Annotated in this window: 16 protein-coding genes and 1 tRNA gene; 9 read left to right on the forward strand and 8 right to left on the reverse strand. The window is 70.3% G+C overall.

Going from position 1 to position 17,517, the window contains the following annotated elements:
* Positions 1-34 precede the first annotated feature (34 nt).
* Complete coding sequence (locus OIE53_RS23600; RefSeq protein ID WP_327023678.1) at positions 35-1,165, forward strand: DUF3068 domain-containing protein; 1,131 nt, start codon at positions 35-37, stop codon at positions 1,163-1,165.
* A gap of 66 nt (positions 1,166-1,231) precedes the next feature.
* Here OIE53_RS23600 and OIE53_RS23605 read toward each other — a convergent pair whose 3' ends face one another.
* The gene (locus OIE53_RS23605) at positions 1,232-2,902 is read right to left on the reverse strand and encodes a DUF885 domain-containing protein (RefSeq protein ID WP_327023679.1); all 1,671 of its coding nucleotides are present in this window, start codon (positions 2,900-2,902) and stop codon (positions 1,232-1,234) included.
* 80 nt (positions 2,903-2,982) lie between these two features.
* Positions 2,983-3,582 carry a Uma2 family endonuclease gene (locus tag OIE53_RS23610; RefSeq protein WP_327023680.1) on the reverse strand — a complete coding sequence of 200 codons (600 nt, stop codon included), beginning with the start codon at positions 3,580-3,582 and terminating at the stop codon, positions 2,983-2,985.
* Positions 3,583-3,706: 124 nt separating this feature from the next.
* Here OIE53_RS23610 and OIE53_RS23615 point away from each other — a divergent pair, with 124 nt between their 5' ends.
* A complete protein-coding gene (locus tag OIE53_RS23615; protein ID WP_327023681.1) occupies positions 3,707-4,687 on the forward strand; it encodes a DMT family transporter in 981 nt (326 codons plus the stop codon).
* 87 nt (positions 4,688-4,774) lie between these two features.
* Here OIE53_RS23615 and OIE53_RS23620 read toward each other — a convergent pair whose 3' ends face one another.
* The 3 genes from OIE53_RS23620 to OIE53_RS23630 all read right to left on the reverse strand — a co-directional run bounded on the left by OIE53_RS23620 (position 4,775) and on the right by OIE53_RS23630 (position 9,779).
* Positions 4,775-5,833, reverse strand: a complete 1,059-nt coding sequence (locus tag OIE53_RS23620; RefSeq protein ID WP_327023682.1) for a PHP domain-containing protein — start codon at positions 5,831-5,833, stop codon at positions 4,775-4,777.
* Positions 5,834-5,912: 79 nt separating this feature from the next.
* Positions 5,913-8,813, reverse strand: a complete 2,901-nt coding sequence (locus tag OIE53_RS23625) for a glycosyl hydrolase (protein WP_327023683.1) — start codon at positions 8,811-8,813, stop codon at positions 5,913-5,915.
* Positions 8,814-9,002: 189 nt separating this feature from the next.
* Entirely contained in the window at positions 9,003-9,779 is a 777-nt protein-coding gene (locus OIE53_RS23630) for a M23 family metallopeptidase (protein ID WP_327023684.1), read from the reverse strand.
* A gap of 102 nt (positions 9,780-9,881) precedes the next feature.
* On the opposite strand from OIE53_RS23630, the gene OIE53_RS23635 reads away from it, so the two are divergent.
* From OIE53_RS23635 to OIE53_RS23650, 4 genes are all read left to right on the forward strand, one after another.
* Complete coding sequence (locus tag OIE53_RS23635; RefSeq protein ID WP_327023685.1) at positions 9,882-10,223, forward strand: hypothetical protein; 342 nt, start codon at positions 9,882-9,884, stop codon at positions 10,221-10,223.
* An 87-nt stretch (positions 10,224-10,310) separates the two neighbouring features.
* Positions 10,311-10,478: a hypothetical protein gene (locus tag OIE53_RS23640; protein WP_327023686.1), complete on the forward strand. Its 168-nt coding sequence runs from the start codon at positions 10,311-10,313 to the stop codon at positions 10,476-10,478.
* A 127-nt stretch (positions 10,479-10,605) separates the two neighbouring features.
* Positions 10,606-11,133, forward strand: a complete 528-nt coding sequence (locus tag OIE53_RS23645) for a tRNA adenosine deaminase-associated protein (RefSeq protein WP_327023687.1) — start codon at positions 10,606-10,608, stop codon at positions 11,131-11,133.
* 241 nt (positions 11,134-11,374) lie between these two features.
* The gene (locus tag OIE53_RS23650) at positions 11,375-11,818 is read left to right on the forward strand and encodes a nucleoside deaminase (RefSeq protein WP_327027372.1); all 444 of its coding nucleotides are present in this window, start codon (positions 11,375-11,377) and stop codon (positions 11,816-11,818) included.
* 23 nt (positions 11,819-11,841) lie between these two features.
* On the opposite strand, the gene OIE53_RS23655 is transcribed toward OIE53_RS23650, so the two are convergent.
* The 3 genes from OIE53_RS23655 to deoD form a co-directional block, all read right to left on the reverse strand.
* Positions 11,842-12,297 carry an acyl-CoA thioesterase gene (locus OIE53_RS23655; protein WP_327023688.1) on the reverse strand — a complete coding sequence of 152 codons (456 nt, stop codon included), beginning with the start codon at positions 12,295-12,297 and terminating at the stop codon, positions 11,842-11,844.
* Positions 12,294-12,932 (reverse strand): TetR/AcrR family transcriptional regulator, encoded by a 639-nt coding sequence (locus OIE53_RS23660; protein WP_327023689.1) that lies wholly within the window; start codon positions 12,930-12,932, stop codon positions 12,294-12,296. Before OIE53_RS23660 ends, OIE53_RS23655 begins: the two co-directional genes overlap by 4 nt.
* Positions 12,933-13,123: 191 nt before the next feature.
* Positions 13,124-13,831: a purine-nucleoside phosphorylase gene (deoD, locus tag OIE53_RS23665; protein ID WP_013736384.1), complete on the reverse strand. Its 708-nt coding sequence runs from the start codon at positions 13,829-13,831 to the stop codon at positions 13,124-13,126.
* A 75-nt stretch (positions 13,832-13,906) separates the two neighbouring features.
* On the opposite strand from deoD, the gene OIE53_RS23670 reads away from it, so the two are divergent.
* From OIE53_RS23670 to OIE53_RS23680, 3 genes are all read left to right on the forward strand, one after another.
* Positions 13,907-13,993: transfer RNA gene (locus OIE53_RS23670), tRNA-Ser, on the forward strand.
* 167 nt (positions 13,994-14,160) lie between these two features.
* Positions 14,161-15,822, forward strand: a complete 1,662-nt coding sequence (locus tag OIE53_RS23675) for a hypothetical protein (protein ID WP_327023690.1) — start codon at positions 14,161-14,163, stop codon at positions 15,820-15,822.
* A gap of 68 nt (positions 15,823-15,890) precedes the next feature.
* Complete coding sequence (locus OIE53_RS23680; protein ID WP_327023691.1) at positions 15,891-17,504, forward strand: FG-GAP-like repeat-containing protein; 1,614 nt, start codon at positions 15,891-15,893, stop codon at positions 17,502-17,504.
* The last annotated feature ends 13 nt before the right edge of the window (positions 17,505-17,517 follow it).

Raw genomic sequence — 17,517 nt, forward strand, 5'->3', positions numbered from 1 at the left:
ACACCGACGAAATTCGCTCCTCTGGGGAGGAAACATGAAGCACCGCGCCGTGGGTGCCGTGCTGTTCGGCGGGGGCGTTCTGCTCCTGGCGTTGGCCGCCGGACTGGTGTTCGTCGTCAAACCGGCGATGACCAAACTGCCCTACGACCTGGAGCCCTCCACCTCGGTCGCCGAGGCCAAGGGGGCGACCTTCCTCCAGATCACCAATGGCGCGGTCGCCATCAACCAGGCCGACCTGAAGTCCACCATCCTGGTCACCCCGGACCGCGACAAGACCGCCGCGCTCAGCGGTGACCTCGCCGGTGACACCGTGGTGTGGCGGGTCGGGCAGACCGTCGACCGGACCGACACCAAGGAACTGATCAGCGCGTACGGCGCGGAGCTGGCCCTGGACCGGGTCTCCGGTGCGGCCGTGGAGTGGAACGACCAGTTCCTCGACGACAGCGGCGCCCCGGAGAAGGTCTCCTTCGCCGGGCAGGTCTACAAGTTCCCGTTCAACGCGGAGCAGGAGAACCACGAGGTCTTCGACCGGGACCTGCGGCAGACCCGGATGGCCGAGTTCAAGGGCACCGAGGAGATCGAGGGCCTGGAGACCTACCGGTACGAGCAGGTCATCAGCGACGAGAAGCTGCCCCTGCCCGCCGAGCGGATCGCCCTGCTGCTGGGCGCCCTGGCCCCGGGTGCCACCTCCGGCGACATCGTCTACAGCAACACCCGTACGGTCTGGGTCGACCCGGTGACCGGCTCCTACATCAAGGTGCGGGAGCAGCAGAAGAAGACCCTGATGCCGAACGCGGGCAGCCCGGTGACCCTGCTGGACGCGGACTTCCTCTACAACGAGGAGACCGTCACGGCCTCGGCCGACCGGGCCAAGTCCAGCCGGGGTCAGCTGACGATCCTGGGGGTCTGGGCCCCGCTCGGCCTGGTCGTGCTGGGTCTGGCGCTGATCGTGGCCGCCCTGCTGCTCTCCCGGCGGCCCGCCCCGGCGGCCGTGACCACCCGGCGCCACCGGGCGGACTCGCCCCCGACCCGGGTGGACCAGCCGCCGGTACGCGAGGGGGGTCCGCTGACCGACGAGATCCCGCCGGCCTCGACCAACTGGCGTTCCGACGACCCCACCGTGCCGATTCAGCGCGGCAACCAGGGCGAGTCGGAGCGGCACTGACCCGCCGGGCACGGCAACGGTGAAGGGGTGGACCCGCCCGGGTCCACCCCTTCACCGTGTCTGGACTCAGAACCGGGCCAACGCCCGGCGCAGCGGGTCCAGCCCGAGGGCACCCAGGTCGAGGGCCTGCCGGTGGAACTCACGCAGGTCGAAGTCCGCGCCCTTGCGGGTCTTGGCCTCGTCGCGGGCCTGCAGCCAGATCCGCTCACCCACCTTGTACGAGGGGGCCTGCCCCGGCCAGCCCAGGTAGCGGTTCAACTCGAAGCGCAGCTGCTCGTCCGGCACCCGGCAGTGCGCCCGCAGGAACTCCCAGCCCAGCTCGGGGGTCCAGCGTTCCCCGGGGTGGAAGTCGAAGGGGTTGTCCTTCGGGATCTCCAACTCCAGATGCATTCCGATGTCGACGATCACCCGGGCCGCCCGGAAGGCCTGCCCGTCCAACATGCCGAGCTTGTCACCCGGATCCTCCAGGTAGCCAAGCTCGTCCATCAGCCGCTCGGCGTACAGGGCCCAGCCCTCACCGTGCCCGGAGACCCAGCAGAGCAGTCGCTGCCAGCGGTTGAGCAGCCCGGCCCGCACGGCGGTCTGGCCGACCTGGAGATGGTGACCGGGTACCCCCTCGTGGTAGACCGTGGTCACCTCACGCCAGGTGGAGAAGTCCGTGACACCCGGCGGCACCGCCCACCACATCTGGCCCGGCCGGCTGAAATCCTCGCTGGGACCGGTGTAGTAGATGGCCCCGTCACTGGTCGGCGCGATCATGCATTCGATGCGGCGTACCTGCTCGGGGATGTCGAAGTGGGTGCCGTTGAGATCGCTGATCGCCTGGTCGGCGAGCTGCTGCATCCAGTCCCGGAAGGCCTCCTTGCCCACGATGGTCCGGGCCGGATCGGCGTCCAACGCCCGGACCGCCTCCTCGATGGTGGCGCCGGGGGTGAGGATCTGCCCGGCCACCGTCCGCATGTCGGCCTCCAGGCGGGCCAGCTCGGAGAACCCCCAGGCGTACGTCTCGTCGAGGTCGATCCGGGCACCGAGGAAGTACTGCGAGGCCAGCTCGTACCGCTCCCGCCCGGCGGCCTGCTTCTCCCGCCCTCGCGGAGCCAGCTCGGTACGCAGGAACTGCCCGAACTCCGCCGTGGCCGCAGTGGCCGCCGCCGCACCCCGACGCAGGTCGGCGTCGAGGGTGCCCTCGGCGCCCAGGCGCTCGACCAGCCCGTGGAAGACGTTGTCCCCCTCCGGATCCACCCAGGCGTCGCACTGCTTGGCCACCTCGATCAACTGGGCCTGCGAGCTGATTTTGCCGGCCGCCGCCGCCTCACGCAGAGTCGTCTTGTAGCCCTCCAGCGCACCGGCGAAGTGGTTCAACCGGGCGGCGATGTTGGCCTGCGCCTGCGTACCCGCGGTGGGCATCAGGTCGAAGACCATTCGGGTGTGGTGCAGCCCGCTGGTGATGACGTTGACCTCGCTGGTCGTCTCGCCGGCCTGGTAACGGGCCAGGTCCAGACCCAGCCGCTCCTGCATCGCCTCCCGGGCGATGCGCTCGCCCTCGGTGTCCGGCTCGGTGGCGTCCAGGTCGGCCAGGGTGCGGCGGGTCAAGTCGGCCTGAGCGGCGTACCCGTCCGGCGACAGGTCATCCAACCGGTCGTCGTAGCCGGAGATGCCGACGTAGGTGGCGCCGGTCGGGCTCAGCGCGGCCCACTCGGCAACATAACGGTTGGCGATATCGTCGATTCGTCCCACGCCCGCGACCCTACGCGAGACGGCCGGGCGGAGGCTGCCGCCTTTCGCGGACCTTGCCCACCGGGCGTGGCGGCCGAGGGTCAGGGCAGCAGGTCGGCCGGATCGAAGTCGATCGGGAACGGCTCGTCGGCACGCAGCCGGTCGCCGCTGACCGCCTTGGCCACTGTGTCGTAACCGCCGAACTTGCCGAGGGTGAACAACTCCACCGCAGCGTGCCGCAGTCGGCGGGAGATCTCCACCCGCATGAAGTACGGCACCCGCCCCTGAGCGCAGCGCATCGGTTTGTCGACGAAGTCCTGCCGACGGCTGCCGGGCGAGACGAACTCGACCGCCATGGTGCACAGGTGAACCGGAATCCAGCGATCCTCCTCGTCGGTCTTGGGCAGCGCATGCAGGACGGTGACGTCCGGCTGGATCCACCGTTGCGGCGAGAAGGTCAGGTTCACCTGACCGAACACGTAGAAGCCGTGGGCGTTGGCAGCAGGCTTGAGAAGATGGGCGAGCTCGATCTCGCCGTAGCTGTTCGTGCCGACCTCGGCGGGCGTCATGACCAACCTCCCGTCGATGCACTCGTAGCGTGCATCGGGTAGCTCAGGCAGGGGGAGGTAGCGCTCGGCGAGCTGGGTCGTCCACATTCCGTCGAGGTCGACGAGTGGGTCGAAGCGCATCGGCATCGCCATCGGGGAAACACCTCCTCGGCAGGTCAACGCAGTACCAATGTAGGTGGTTTCTGTGGCGCGCGACACGGCAGCCGAAAAGCCCAGGACAACGCCGTGTTTCCGGGGCAGAGTGTCAGGGGTGACCATGGACTTCACCCCTGACAAGCCGGCCTTGCGGAGCTGGCTGCCCGGATTCGTCGCCCTCGCCGCCATCTGGGGTTCCAGCTTTCTGTTCATCAAGGTCGGCGTGGCGGAACTGCACCCCCTGCACCTCACCCTCTACCGGGTCGGGGCCGGTGCGCTGACCCTGCTGGTGGTGCTCGCCCTGCTGCGGGACCGACTGCCCCGGGATCCGCGGGTGTGGGGCCACCTCTCCGTGATCGGCGCCCTCGGGGTGGCTGTGCCGTTCACCCTGTTCGGCTACGGCGAGCAGCGGATCGAGTCGTTGCTCGCCGGCATCTGGAACGCCACCACTCCGCTCGTGGTGCTGCCGATGGCGGTGCTGGTGTTCCGTACCGAGCGGTTGACCGTCCGCAATGCCGTCGGGTTGGCGCTCGGCTTCGCCGGTGTGCTCGTGGTGCTCGGCGTCTGGCAGGGCGTCGGGGGCGCCCACCTGGTCGGTCAGCTGATGTGTTTCGGGGCGGCGGCCTGCTACGGCCTGGCTATTCCGTACCAGAAGAAGTTCGTCGCGGGCAGCAAGCTGTCCGGGTTGTCGCTGTCGGCCGCGCAGTTGGTGCTCGCCACGGCCCAACTCGCCATCGTGGCGCCGCTGGTGGCCGGCGCACCGCCCGCACCGACCAGTCTGTCGCCGAGTGTGGTCGTCGCCGTGCTGGTGCTGGGCGCGATCGGTACCGGCCTGGCCTTCGTCATCAACCTGCGCAACATCCGGATCGTGGGTGCCACCACGGCCGCCATGGTGACCTACCTGATTCCGGTCTTCGCCATCGTGATCGGTGTGCTTGTGCTCAGCGAGCGGCTCACCTGGCATCAGCCGGTCGGTGCGCTGATCGTGTTGCTAGGGGTGGCTGTGTCGCAGGGGCTGATCGGCCGCCGCCGACCCGTCGCGCGCCCTTCCGACGCAGTGGCCGCCGGGACGACCCCGGCCGCGGAGCTGGCGACCCGCTGACCACCAGCGACTGGTGCCGGCGCCGTTTCGGCGTAATGGCGGTGACGCGGCGCTGCGGATACCGCCATTACGGCGATACGGAGTGGATCAATGGGTCCAGGTGATCAGGTTGTCGGCGGTCCAGGTGTTGATGACTCGGTCGGTGGGGACTCCGCAGAGGGCTGCCCGTTCACAGCCGAAGCGTTGCCAGTCGAGTTGGCCCGGGGCGTGTGCGTCGGTGTCGATGGCGAACAGGCAGCCGGCTTCCAGGGCGCGGCGGATCAGCCGCTTCGGCGGATCCTGTCGCTCCGGGCGGGAGTTGATTTCCACGGCGGTGCGGTGTTCGACGCAGGCGGCGAAGACCGCGTCGGCGTCGAAGTCGCTCTCCGGGCGGGTACGGGCCCGGTGCCCTCGATCCCCGGGGCCGGTCACCCCGGCCGGGCGGGAGGAGACCATCCGGCCGGTGCAGTGTCCGAGGATGTCCAGGTGGGGGTTGGCGATCGCGGTCAGCATCCGACGGGTCATCTTCGCCCGGTCGTCGCTGAGGCCACTGTGTACGGAGCCGACCACCACATCCAGCCGGGCCAGCAGTTCCTCCTCCTGATCCAGGGAGCCGTCGGCCAGGATGTCCACCTCGATGCCGGTGAGGATCCGGAATCCCTCCGGCAACGCCTCGTTGAGTTGCGCCACATGGTCGAGCTGTCGACGTAGCCGATCCGCAGTCAGGCCCCGGGCCACCTTGAGTCGGGGGGAGTGGTCGGTCAGCACCAGGTACTCGTGGCCCAGTTCGACCGCGGCCAGGGCCATCTCCTCGATCGGGGAGCCACCGTCGGACCAGTCGGAGTGGGTGTGGCAGTCGCCGCGCAGCGCGGCCCGCAGCCGGGTGGCCTCGGCGTCCAGGTCGGTGCCCTCGGTGGCTAGCAGCCGCCGCAGGTAGACCGGTTCCTCGCCGGCCAGGGACTCGGCCACACAGCGGGCGGTGACGTCTCCCACCCCGGCCAGCTCGGTGAGCTTGCCGGTGCGGGCCCGCTGGGCCACCTCCTGCGTGGGCAGGGCGGCCAGGGCATTCGCCGCCGACCGGAAGGCCCGGACCCGGTAGGTGGCCTCGTTCGCCCGCTCCAGCAGAAAGGCGATCCGACGCAGGTCGGCGATGGGATCACGGGTCATGTTCTGCAACCTACGCGCCCGCGCCGCCGGTCGGGAGACGACCGGCGGCGCGGAGTAGGTGGGACCGGGGCCACCGGGATCAGCTGTACGGCAGCCGGATCAGCGAGCGGTTGCCGATCCCCAGGGTGGTGGGGTTGGTGCCGATGGCGGACCAGACCTCCACCCGTACGGTGCCGCCGCGCAGGTTGCCCAGCGAACCGGTGCTGGAATGCAGCCCGGCGGCCTGGGTGTAGTTCTCCCAACCGGAGACCGGGTCGGTGGCGAAGTAGCGGTAGGTCTCCACCCGGTCCCAACTTCCGTCGCCGGTCAGGTCGTACGAGATGCGGGTCTGCACCCCGTTGCCGACCGCCGCACCGGCGTCCAGGAGGAGGTCGAACCCGGTCTGCCCGCCGTTGTGGTTGAGGTTGAGCCCGGTCGCGGTGAACACCAGCGGGTTGCGCGGGGTGCCGTCGTAGTTGGCGCCGCCGGCACTGATAACGGTGGTCGTGCCGGCGTTACCCGCCGCGCCCAGGCCGCCGCCGGACAGCAGGTACCGCACCGGCGAGCTGGAGGGACCGGTGGGGGTCGGGGTAGGCGTCGGAGTCGGAGTGCGCGTCGGGGTTGGGGTCGGGGTCGGTGGGGGTGTGCCGCCACCTGCGCTGCCGCCGCTCCAGGTGTGTGCGCCGCTGGTGGCGGTCCGCCCCGGTGCCACGGTCAGTTGGGTCCCGTCGGAGAACCGTACGGTCAGTTCAGTGTTGGAGATGTTGCTGGCCACGTAGGTCCGGGCGCCGTTGCGGTTGAAGACGGCGGCCAGGGGATGGCTGGCGGTGACTCCGGTGTCCACCCGGCCCAGGGCGGCCAGGTTGCGTATCCAGTGGAAGGTGTGCGCCCGGCTCTCCCCCTCCTCCGGGGGGTAGCCGGGGTTGGCCCGCAGCTTGGCCAGGGCGGCGTCCGGGTCGCCCAGGGCCAGGTGCTGCCAGTGCAGGTCCTGCCAGATGGTCGGCTCACCGCCGTTGTTGCGGACCAGTTCGGCGTACTTCTGGGCGTTGTCGTCGGGGTGGTAGCCCAGGTAGAGATGCCCGCCGGTGATCGGCAGCAGGTTGATGCCCTGGATCATCTCCGGTTCGGCGCTGAACCAGGTGGCGTACGCCCCGCCGTCTCCCCAGACCATGCCGACGTTGTTGTGGCCGAAGGCGGCGGGGAAGTTCTCGCCGCTGACGTCGAACCAGTACTCGTGGATGGCCGCCGCCTGGGTGGTGTAGATGAAAATCCCGGCATCGCGTACGGCGGTGTTGCCGGTGGCCTGTCCCCACTGGATCAGGGCGTTGGCGAAGTTCATCCCCTCCGAGGAGGACTCCTGGTTGTTGCCGCTGGCGAACGCCCCGTGCCCGGAGGCCCAGTCGTGCCCGGCGTAGATGTCGAAGTCCCGCAGGTACGGGAAGCGGCTGTCGGTGCGGTCGTAGTTGTTGGCGTCCCGGATCAGCAGGTCGATCATGCCGCCGTACTGGTCCTGGCGGGCCCAGGTCGGGTCGAACTTGGCCAGCGTGGCGGCGGCGGCGATGTAGTAGCCGTAGTGGAAGTGGTGGTCGTTGAGTTCCTGGTCGGAGCCGTACGAGCCGGGGTAGCCGATCAGGGTGCCCCAGCGCTGGTCGTAGTAGAACAGCCGCTCGGTCTCGCCGGGCGAGGCGGTGAGCCAGTCGGTCAGGGTGGCCCGGATGGCGTTCAGCGCGGCCGTACGGGTCTCGGTGTCGCCGACCTGGTCGGCGATCTCGGCGATCCGGGCCGCCCGGCCCAGTCCCTTGCCGGTCCAGTAGGTGTCCCCACCCCGCTGGTCCATCGGGTTGCTCCGTACGGCCGCCAGGTGTTGCCGCAGGGTGGTCAGGTCGGCCCCGGCCCCGGTGGCGACGGCGGGCACCTCCGGCAGTACCCCGTGGAAGCGCATCGAGGTGCGGAACTCGGAGACCCCGGTCAGCACCTTCATCCGGCCCCGGGCCGAGGGGTAGGTCTGGGTGATCGGGGTGGCCCCGGTCAGCGCCTTCCACTGGTGCGGGTAGAGGCTGACGACCGTACGGGTCTCGGTGCCCTCCCGGGGGGTGGTGGTGAAGGCGTACCGGGTCTCCACCTGGCTGCTGGACTGCTGGTAGCTGTAGGACACCCGGGTGCCGGTGACGTGCGCGTGCGCGTACCGGCCGTAGGTGGTGGCCAGTTGGGTCCGGGTGGTGGCGTCCGTGCCGGCCGGCAGCAGGGCCAGGGAGAAGTAGCCCCGACCGGCCAGGTTGGAGCTGATCCGGCCGCCGCTGACCGTCCAGGTGGCCCCGGTCGGCGCGTACCCGACGTAGTCGTGGCCGCGCACGGTGAAGCCGATGGTGGCGCCGCTGTTGGACCAGACCGTCGGGCTGCCGCCGGTCACGTTGATCACCGCGTCTCCGCCGGTGCTGCGGAAGTAGGTGAAGGGCAGGCCGTGGCCGATGGTGGCCCGCAGGGTGCGTGACCCGTCGCTCCAGTACGGGGTGACCGTCCAGTCCGTCCAGTCGTCGACCAGCACGTTCGGGGCGCCCAACCCGGCCACCCCGACCCGGAGGTCCTCGACGTAGGGGTACTTGAACTCGCCGACCCCGGTGGCGGTGCCGGTGATGGTGGGGGTGGAGGTCGCGGAGAAGCCGAGCCCGTCGGTGACCGGTTGGTAGGCCAGCGGGTGGGCGTGCAGGGGCTCACTGAAGGTGCAGTTGAGGCGCTTCCACAGCAGGGAGGACCACCAGTCGTTGGTCGGCACCGGCCCGGCTGGTGCGGAGCTGGTGGCGTACTGCCGGGGGTTGGTGGTGAGGTTTCCGCAGCCGCTGGGGAGCGGTCCGACCGGGGTGGTGGTGTAGCTGCCGGCGCCGACCGGCGCGGCCTGGGCGGCGGGGGCGGCGATGACGGCCAGCCCGCCGAGGACGAGGGCCGCGGCGGCACCGGCGGCCAGGAGTCGATGGTGGGTACGGCGTGGGACGGGAGGTCGCATCTTTCCTCCAGCGCGCCCCTCCGACCGATGTCGGCGGCGCGTTTCGTCGTCATTGTGAGTTAAGTGCTGTCAGAGAGCGCTCTCTGAGTCATTAGCGGGACGGTAGTTCACGAATGAGACATCCGTCAATGTTGCGAGGTGATGACGTGCGAATGACGCGGGACGGGACCTGCGGCCTCCGCCCGGGCCTCAGCGCCCCGGTGGTTTCGCCGGACAGCCGTTGCGGCGGTGCCAGGCGGCCACCTCGGCCGCCGGTGCGCGGTTGCCGCCCTTGCGCCACGAGTCGAGGTACGGCGCCGGCCAGATCACCCCTCGACGGATCCACCAGCCGTCCTCACCCAGGCATGGCGGCGAGATGCCGAAGTGCAGATGGCAGACGTTGTTGGCGTTGCCGGTCCGACCCACCGTGCCGAGTTGCTGACCGGCCCGCACCCGTACGCCCGGCTCGATGCCCTCGGCGATCTCGGTCAGGTGCGAACCGTAGTACCGCACCCCGTCGTCGCCGAGCACGGACACCGAAAGGCCCCCGTTGTACGGGCCCTGGGGGCCCCGTCTGTCGTACCGGTCTCGGCGGCTGACCTCGCCGATGGTGCCGTCGGTGACCGCCACGACCGGCTCCCCGCAGTCGGCGAAGATGTCCGTCCCCGGGTACCCGGAGTGGGTCGGGTGGTAGTCCGCCTTCCGGGCGCGTACCGGAAAGACGTGCGGCAGCCGGTCCCGGCCCGGCGTGGCGGTCGACCCCGGCTGGTCGCTGCCCTCCGGCTCACCGGCGGTCGGGGTCGCGCCGGGCGTGGGGGTGACAGCAGCCGTCGGGGTGGCCACGGCCGTCGGGTCCTCGCTCGGGGCGGACCAGGTGGGCGCGGGGCCGGTCGCGCAGCCGGCGGCCAGCATCGGCACGAGCAGCAGCGCCGCGTACGGCAGACGTCGTCCGGTCAGCGCAACCACCCGGCCATCCTGACAGACCATCTCCCCCTGGGCCCGACCGCGTACGCCCGCCAGGGGCGTCGGCGGCGACCGGGCCGGTACGGTGGCAGTACCACCGACCCAGCGTGGCAGGAGTGGCCAGCCATGATGCCGTACAGCCCGTCGGGCCTCTTCCCCGCCGGGCGCCGCCCGCGTCCCACCTACCGCGAACCGCACCCGGTCAGCGGAGCCGCCGTCGCCGCCGGCGCCACCGGCACGGCCGCCTGGTTGGTCATCTTCGGGCTGCTCGGCCGCGACCTGGCCGGGTACGCCTGGTGGACCCTGCTGGCCGGAGCCCTGGCCTGGCTGGCGGCCCTGGTGCTGGTCCGGTACGGCAACCGGGGGGTGGCCACCGGCATCGCCATCGTCACCGCCGGAGGGTGGAGCATCGCCGCAGCCGCGGTGGCCGCCCGATGGTGGATCGGTGGTGATTGGCCCCTCTGGTGATTCCTGTCGACATCGACTGCGTTGCGTCGTCGTGCAGGCACTGAAACCCATCTTGACTGGGCCGCCGGGACTCGGCACTCTCCCGGTATGGCCTGGACCACTCCGCGGCTCGATCCGGATCGCAGCCGCCGCCGGATGCAACTGCTCGCGCAGTTGGCGGACGCCCGCGCGTTACGCGAACGCGAACGGCCACAGCGGGTGCGGACCGAGCGGCTGCGCGAACTGATCGCCACCCGCCGTCGGCTGGCCGGCTGAGCGGGGCAGATACTTCCCCAGGAATGCCGACCCTTCGGGGCGTTGACCGCTCTCCTGCCGATCCGACCGGCTAACGTGCACGCGTAACGGCTGGCGTGAGCTGTGCCAAGGGCTACTTGGGGGGAACGTGTCGTACTTCGCTGCGGCCGTGGTGCGCGAGAAGGGTGGCTGGACGGCCGCCGAGTTGAGTCTGCGGGGTGCCACCGACGTCGACGAGGTCGCCGAGCGACTGCGCGATGTCGGTCCGGACGCCGACCTGTCGCTGCTGTTCGTCGAGGCGGACGACACCTACCTGGTCATCCTGCGCCTGGACGAGGGCGAGGACCTGCGCATCTTCGGCTCGGACTCGGCCTTCGCCGAGGAGTCCCGGCTGGGTGCCCTGCTGATCGGTGACCTCAACGCCTCGGTCACCGGTCTGGAGGAGGCCGAGGAAGCACCTGCGCCGACGACCACGGACGACGACAACGAGCAGCCCGCCCTGGACCCGGAGGCGGACCCGGTGGGTGAGGCCGACCTGTTGGCCGACCTGGGCATTCCCGCGCAGCAGTTGCTGGCCCTCTGCGCCCACGAGGGGATGATGCCGGCCGACGTCACCGCCGAGGTCTGCCAGGTGCTGGGCTGCGTCGACGACGTAGAGGAACTGCGTGAGGTCTGATCCAGTCGGCGGAGCGCTGCCGGGTGGTGTGGGATCTGCCGGCGGGTCGTCGCTGGGTAGCGCCGGATCCGCTGGCGCGCCGATGGGCGGTGGGGAACCGGCGGACGCGACCGATCCGGCGTTGGAGACGGTCCGGGCCGGGCAGCCCACCCCCGGTGCGGTCGGCCGGGTGGGGCCGGGCGCGCACGAGGGCCTGGCCGATCCGGGCGGCATCGGCCGCCGGCAGCGCCACGAACTCTGGATGCGCCGGGCCCTGGAGATCGCGGTGACCGGTCCGGAGGTCTCCGACCCCTCCCGGCAGGCCGACGACGTGCCGGTGGGTGCGGTGCTCTACGGCCCGGACGGGGACGAGCTGGCGATCGGCCGCAACGAGCGGGAACTGACCGGAGACCCGACCGCCCACGCCGAGGTGCTGGCGCTGCGGCGGGGGGCCGAACGGCTGGGCCGCTGGCGGCTGGAGGGCTGCACCCTGGTGGTCACCCTGGAACCCTGCACCATGTGCGCGGGGGCCCTGGTGCTGTCCCGGGTGTCCACCGTGGTCTTCGGGGCCTGGGAACCGAAGACCGGCGCCGCCGGCTCCCTCTGGGACGTCCTGCGCGACCGCCGCCTCAACCACCGCCCGGAGGTGTACGGCGGGGTCCTGGCCACCGAGACCGGCACCCTGATGCGCGCCTTCTTCCGCTGAGGCTGCTGCCGTTGGTGCTTCTGTCAGGCGGGGCGGAGCAGGGCGCCGGCGATGCCTCGGGCGTGATCCGTCCAGGGGGCCGGGCGCAGGGTGGCCGGGTCCAGCCGGACGACAGCCCGCCGCCCCTCGGCGTACTCCGTCGTGCCGTCGAGGGAGTGGAACCGGAAGCCGTAGACGGCGCTGCTGGTGCCGAGGTCTTCCACCCAGAAGTGCACCCCGACCGGGCCGGTGCCGGTGATCGGGGCCCGGTAGCTGATCGCGAACTCGCGGACCGCGTGGAACACGTCCGGGGTGGTGGCCTTCCCGTTGCGCAAGGCCACCCCGTTGGCGGACCAGTACGCCGTCAGCGCCCGCTCCAGCAGCAGCGCGTACCGGGCGTTGTGCAGGATGCCCATGGCGTCCAGGTCGTCGAAGTGCACCATGGCGTGCTCGACATGGCCGTACTCGACGGCGGTGGGCTCGGCGACGACGTTGCTCATGGGGTGCCTTCCGGTAGCAGGGTGGGATCGGGGCACAGGCCCCGCAGCCGGTCCAGCACACTTCGGCGGGCGTGCCGGTAGGTGCTGTCCGGGTCGAAGAGTCGGGAGCGCATCGCGGCGGCGATCCCGAAGGAGTCGATCTCGTACGCCAGCAGGGCCACATCCACCTCGGCCGGGAGTTCGCCCAGCTCGACCGCCTCGCGGACGAGTCGCTCCAGGAAGGCGGTCCAGTCGGCGAGGACCGTGGCCAGCCGGTCGTGGACCGCACCCGGCCGGGCGTTGAACTCGAACTCGGCCGTGCCGAAGAAGCAGCCTCCGGGCAGCACCCGGGTGGCGTAGAAGTCGATCCGGGCCTCGTGCAGGGCGTGGAGGCGGCGTACCCCTCCGGGGGCGCGCAGGGCCGGGCCGATGATCAGCTCCTGCCACTGGGCCACCGCCCGGTCGATGGTGGCCAGCTGGAGGGCCTCCTTGGAGCGCCAGTGCGCGAAGATCCCGGACTTGCTAACCCCGAGGGAGTCGGCGAGATGCCCGAGCGACAGCCCGTCCAGGCCGTTCTCACTGGCCAGCACGACGGCGGCGTCCAGCACTGCGCTGCGGGTGCGCTCACCCCGGGCCAGCCGGCCGTCAACGGTCATACCGTGACCCTACACAATCCGACCGACCGGTCGTACTTATTTTTTCGTCGAGTGCTTCGCCGTTTCGGCGTAGTGACGGTGACGCGGCAGCACGGATACCGCCATTACGGCGATATGGAGTGGATCAAGCTGGTGCGCGAAGCGTCCCGCCACCGACTAGCGGTGACGGGACGCCGACGGGTGCCGCCAGGTCAGGCGACGATGGTGTCCAGGGCAATCTCGACCATCTGGCTGAAGGTCTGCTCCCGCTCCTGGGAGGTGGTCTTCTCGCCGGTCTTGATGTGGTCGCTGACGGTCAGCAGGGTCAACGAACGAGCCTTGAACCGGGCCGCGATCGTGTAGAGCGCGGCGGACTCCATCTCCACCGCCAGCACCCCGTAGTCGGCCAGCCGGTCGTAGAGGTCCGGCCGGTCCGTGTAGAAGGCGTCCGCCGCCAGGATCGGCCCGACCCGCATCGCGATGCCGCGCCGCTCGGCCACCTCCACCGAGGTACGCAGCAGCCCGAAATCGGCCACCGGGGCGTAGTCGATCAGCCCGTCGAACCGCACCCGGTTCATGTTCGAATCCGTCGAGGACCCGATCGCCGCGATCACGTCCCGCAGCTGAAGATCCTCGGACAGGGCGCCACAGGAGCCGACCCGGATCAGGGACTTCACGCCGTACTCGTTGACCAGCTCGTGGGCGTAGATCGAGGCCGAGGGCATCCCCATCCCGGACCCCTGCACGGAGACCTCGACCCCGTTCCAACGGCCGGTGAAGCCCAGCATCCCCCGGACCGTCGAGTAGCAGTTCGCCCCTTCGAGGTAGGTCTCCGCGATCCACTTGGCCCGCAGGGGGTCACCCGGCATCAGGACCCGCTCGGCGATCTCGCCCGGCTTCGCGCCGATGTGCGTACTCATGCCAGTGATCCTGCCAGGCCGGGCGGCCGGGGACCGGTTCGGCGTCCGAACCGGGAGTCCTGTAGCCTACTCGGCGGTGGCGTGTCCGAGTGGCCTAAGGAGCACGCCTCGAAAGCGTGTGAGGGTTTACGCCCTCCGCGGGTTCAAATCCCGCCGCCACCGCTCGTGAAGTGCGAGAACGCCCGGTCGATCCGCGAGGATCGTACCGGGCGTTCTGCTGTCTGCCCCGGTTCTGGCGGTGTAGGCCCCGATGTCTGGCCGTACAGACATGGCTTCCGATCTACGTGTCCCTATGCTGTGAGAGCTACTTACGGGATGCGGGGGTTTCGATGCGACGCAGGCTTGCCGGGCTGACGGTTCTGACGATGGTGGCGGCCGGGTTGGCGGTGAGTGCTCCCGCCCAGGCGGCCGACGAGTTCCGGACCATCACCCGGGATGGTCTGACCATGCAGTTCCACCGGGTGGCGAAGGCGGTCACGCCGGTGAAGGGGACCGGGGCGACCCGTTCCGACTTCGACGGCGACGGGGTCGACGACATCGCGGCCTCGGCCAGCTGGCTCACCCACAGCCTGCCGCGCTATCCGACCGGCGTGGTGGTGGTGCGCTACTCGTCCGCGCCGCACGTCGACTACTTCATCGGCACCGGGGTGGACAACATCTCCAGCTTCGGCATCGCGCTGGTGGCCGGCGACTTCAACGGTGACGGCTACGACGACCTGGCGATCGGTGACGCCGACGAGGCCGACACCAGGAAGAACAATGCGCATGGTGGCGGTGTCTGGATCATTCCCGGCAGTCGCACGGGCCTGGTGCTGGACTCGACCAAGCACTTCAACCAGAGTTCCCCCGGGGTGCCCGGCGAGTCGGAGAACCGGGATGCGTTCGGCGCCTCGCTGGCGGCCGGTGACATCAACGGCGACGGCCGGGACGACCTGGCGATCGGGGCCTTCAAGGAGGCGATCGGCAGCGTCCAGGAGGCCGGTGCGGTCACCATCCTGTACGGCGGTAGTGGCGGCCTGACCGGCACCGGGGCCCAGCAACTGCACCAGAACCAGGCGGCGGTGCCCGGTTCGGCGGAGCGCCGCGACCATTTCGGCATGTCGCTGGCCATCGGCAAGGTCAACAACAACAAGTACGCCGACCTGGTCATCGGCGCGCCGCATGAGAACGACGGCAGCGGTGCCAATGGCAGCGGCATGGTCACCCTGATGTGGGGTTCGGCCAGCGGGGTGAAGCTCAGTGGGGCCACCTCGGTCACCGGCGCGGGGGTGTACAAGGCGACCGGACGCAAGGACACCATCGCCTGGTATCTGGGCATGTCGCTGGCGATCGGTGACGTGAACGGTGACGGGCTGGGCGAGGTCATCGCCGGGGCACCGAACGCGCAGACCCCGCACCTCGACGGTGGTCTGATCGCCGTCTTCACCGGTCGTACCGGCGGGGCGGGGCTGTCCGGCAAGGCCGTGAAGATCATTACCCAGCGTACGGCCGGGGTGCCGGGTTCACCGGAGAGCGGTGACCGGTTCGGCGCGACCCTGGCGGCCGGTGACGTGACCGGCGACGGCCGGGCGGACGTGCTGGTCGGCGCCCACACCGAGGCGATCGGTACGAAGGACGAGGCGGGCATGATCACCCTGCTCAAGGGTTCCTCGTCCGGGCTGACCGGCACCGGCGCGCAGGGGTTCGACCAGAACCACTCCGTCGTTCCGGGTGGGGCCGAGCGCGGCGACCGGTTCGGCGGATCGCTGGCGCTGCTGAACCTCAACGGCAAGGGCCCGCTGGACGCTCTCGTGGGGTCGACCAGGGAGGAGGTCGCCGGGGACATTCCCGGCTATCCCTCCGCGACGTTGTCCCGGTTCCACGGTTCCTCCAGCGGGATCGTCGCGCAGTCCGGTTCGTGGAGCGGGCGCGCCCTGAACACCGATCGTCTGGAACTGCTGGAGTACGGCCAGCGGATCGCCGGGCCGCAGAGCAGCGGACCGTGGTACTGAACAGAGGGACGCGGATGCGGCGCAGGCTTGCCGGAGTGTCGGTGTTGATGGTTGCGGCGAGCCTGCTGGTGAGCCCTCCCGCACGGGCGGCGGCAGAGGAGTTCCGGACCATCACCCGGGAGGGTGTGATCCTCCAGTACCACCGGGTGCCGAAGCAGGTCACGCCGGTGAAGGGGACCGGGCCGACCCGGTCCGACTTCGACGGCGACGGGGTCGATGACGTCGCGGTGGCCAGCGACTTGTCGCAGACCGGACTGCCGCATTACACGACCGGGGTCGTGGTGGTGCGCTACTCGTCCGCACCGCACGTCGACTACTTCGCGGGTGTACTTCCGCCGAGCGGTGGCTGTGGCTGCTTCGGCATGGCGGTGGTGGCCGGTGACTTCAACAGTGACGGCTACGACGACCTGGTCATCGGCGACTCCGAGGAGGTGGATCCGGGGAACAAGGCCCGCGCCGGTGGGGTGTGGGTGATCCCGGGCAGCCGCAATGGCCTGGTGGTCGACTCGGTGCGGCATTTCAACCAGAGCAGCCCCGGGGTGCCCGGTGCGGCCGAGAACCATGACTCGTTCGGTGCCGCCCTGGCGGCCGGTGACATCAACGGCGACGGCCGGGACGACCTGGCGATCGGGGCGTACGGCGAGTCGATCGGCAAGGTCAAGGAGGCTGGTGCGGTCACCATCCTGTACGGCGGGGCGGGTGGCCTGCGGACCACCGGCGCTCAGCAACTGCACCAGAACCTCGCCGCGGTGCCGGGTTCCGCGGAGCGCGAAGACCGCTTCGGCTGGACCCTGGCGATCGGCAAGGTGAACAACAACAAGTACGCCGACCTGGTCATCGGCGCTCCGCTGGAGAACGACCGCCAGACCTGGACCGGCACCGGCATGGTGACCCTGATGTGGGGCTCGGCCAACGGGGTGAAGCTCAGCGGCGCCACCTCGGTCACCGGCGCGGGGGTCTACAAGGCGACCGGCCGCGAGGACACCATCGCCTGGTACCTGGGCATGTCGCTGGCGATCGGCGACGTCAACGGCGACGGGCTGGGCGAGGTCATCGCCGGAGCATCCGGTGCCCAGACCCCGCACCTCAACGGCGGACTGATCGCGGTCTTCACCGGCCGTACCGGCGGCGCAGGGCTGTCCGGCAAAGCCGTGAAGATCATTACCCAGCGTACGGCCGGGGTCCCCGGCAGCCCCGAGCAGGAGGACCGGTTCGGTGCGACCCTGGCGGTCGGCGATGTGACCGGCGACGGTCGGGCCGACGTGCTGGTCGGCGTACCGGGGGAGTCCATCGGTAAGAAGAAGCAGGCGGGCACGGTCGCTCTGCTGAAGGGTTCCGCGTCCGGGCTGACCGGCAAGGGCGCCCAGGGGTTCGACCAGGATCATTCCGTCGTGCCGGGCGGCGCCGAGCGTGGCGATCTGTTCGGCGGCGAGGTGGCCATTCTCAACCTCGACGGCAAGGGTCCGCTGGATGCCCTGGTGGCTTCGCCGGGTGAGGAAGTCGCCGGTGATCAAGTGGGATACCCTTCCGGCACGTTGTCGCGGTTCCACGGTGCCTCGGGCGGTCTCGTGCCGCAGGCGGGCTCCTGGAGCGGCATGTCCCTGCGCACCGACCAGCTCTGGCCGGAAAGGTTCGGCGCGCGGATCGCCGGCCCGGTCAGTGGTGGCCCGCGATACTTCTGATCACCTGAAAACG

This window comes from Micromonospora sp. NBC_01739 (genome assembly GCF_035920385.1).
In the GTDB taxonomy this organism is placed as follows: domain Bacteria; phylum Actinomycetota; class Actinomycetes; order Mycobacteriales; family Micromonosporaceae; genus Micromonospora.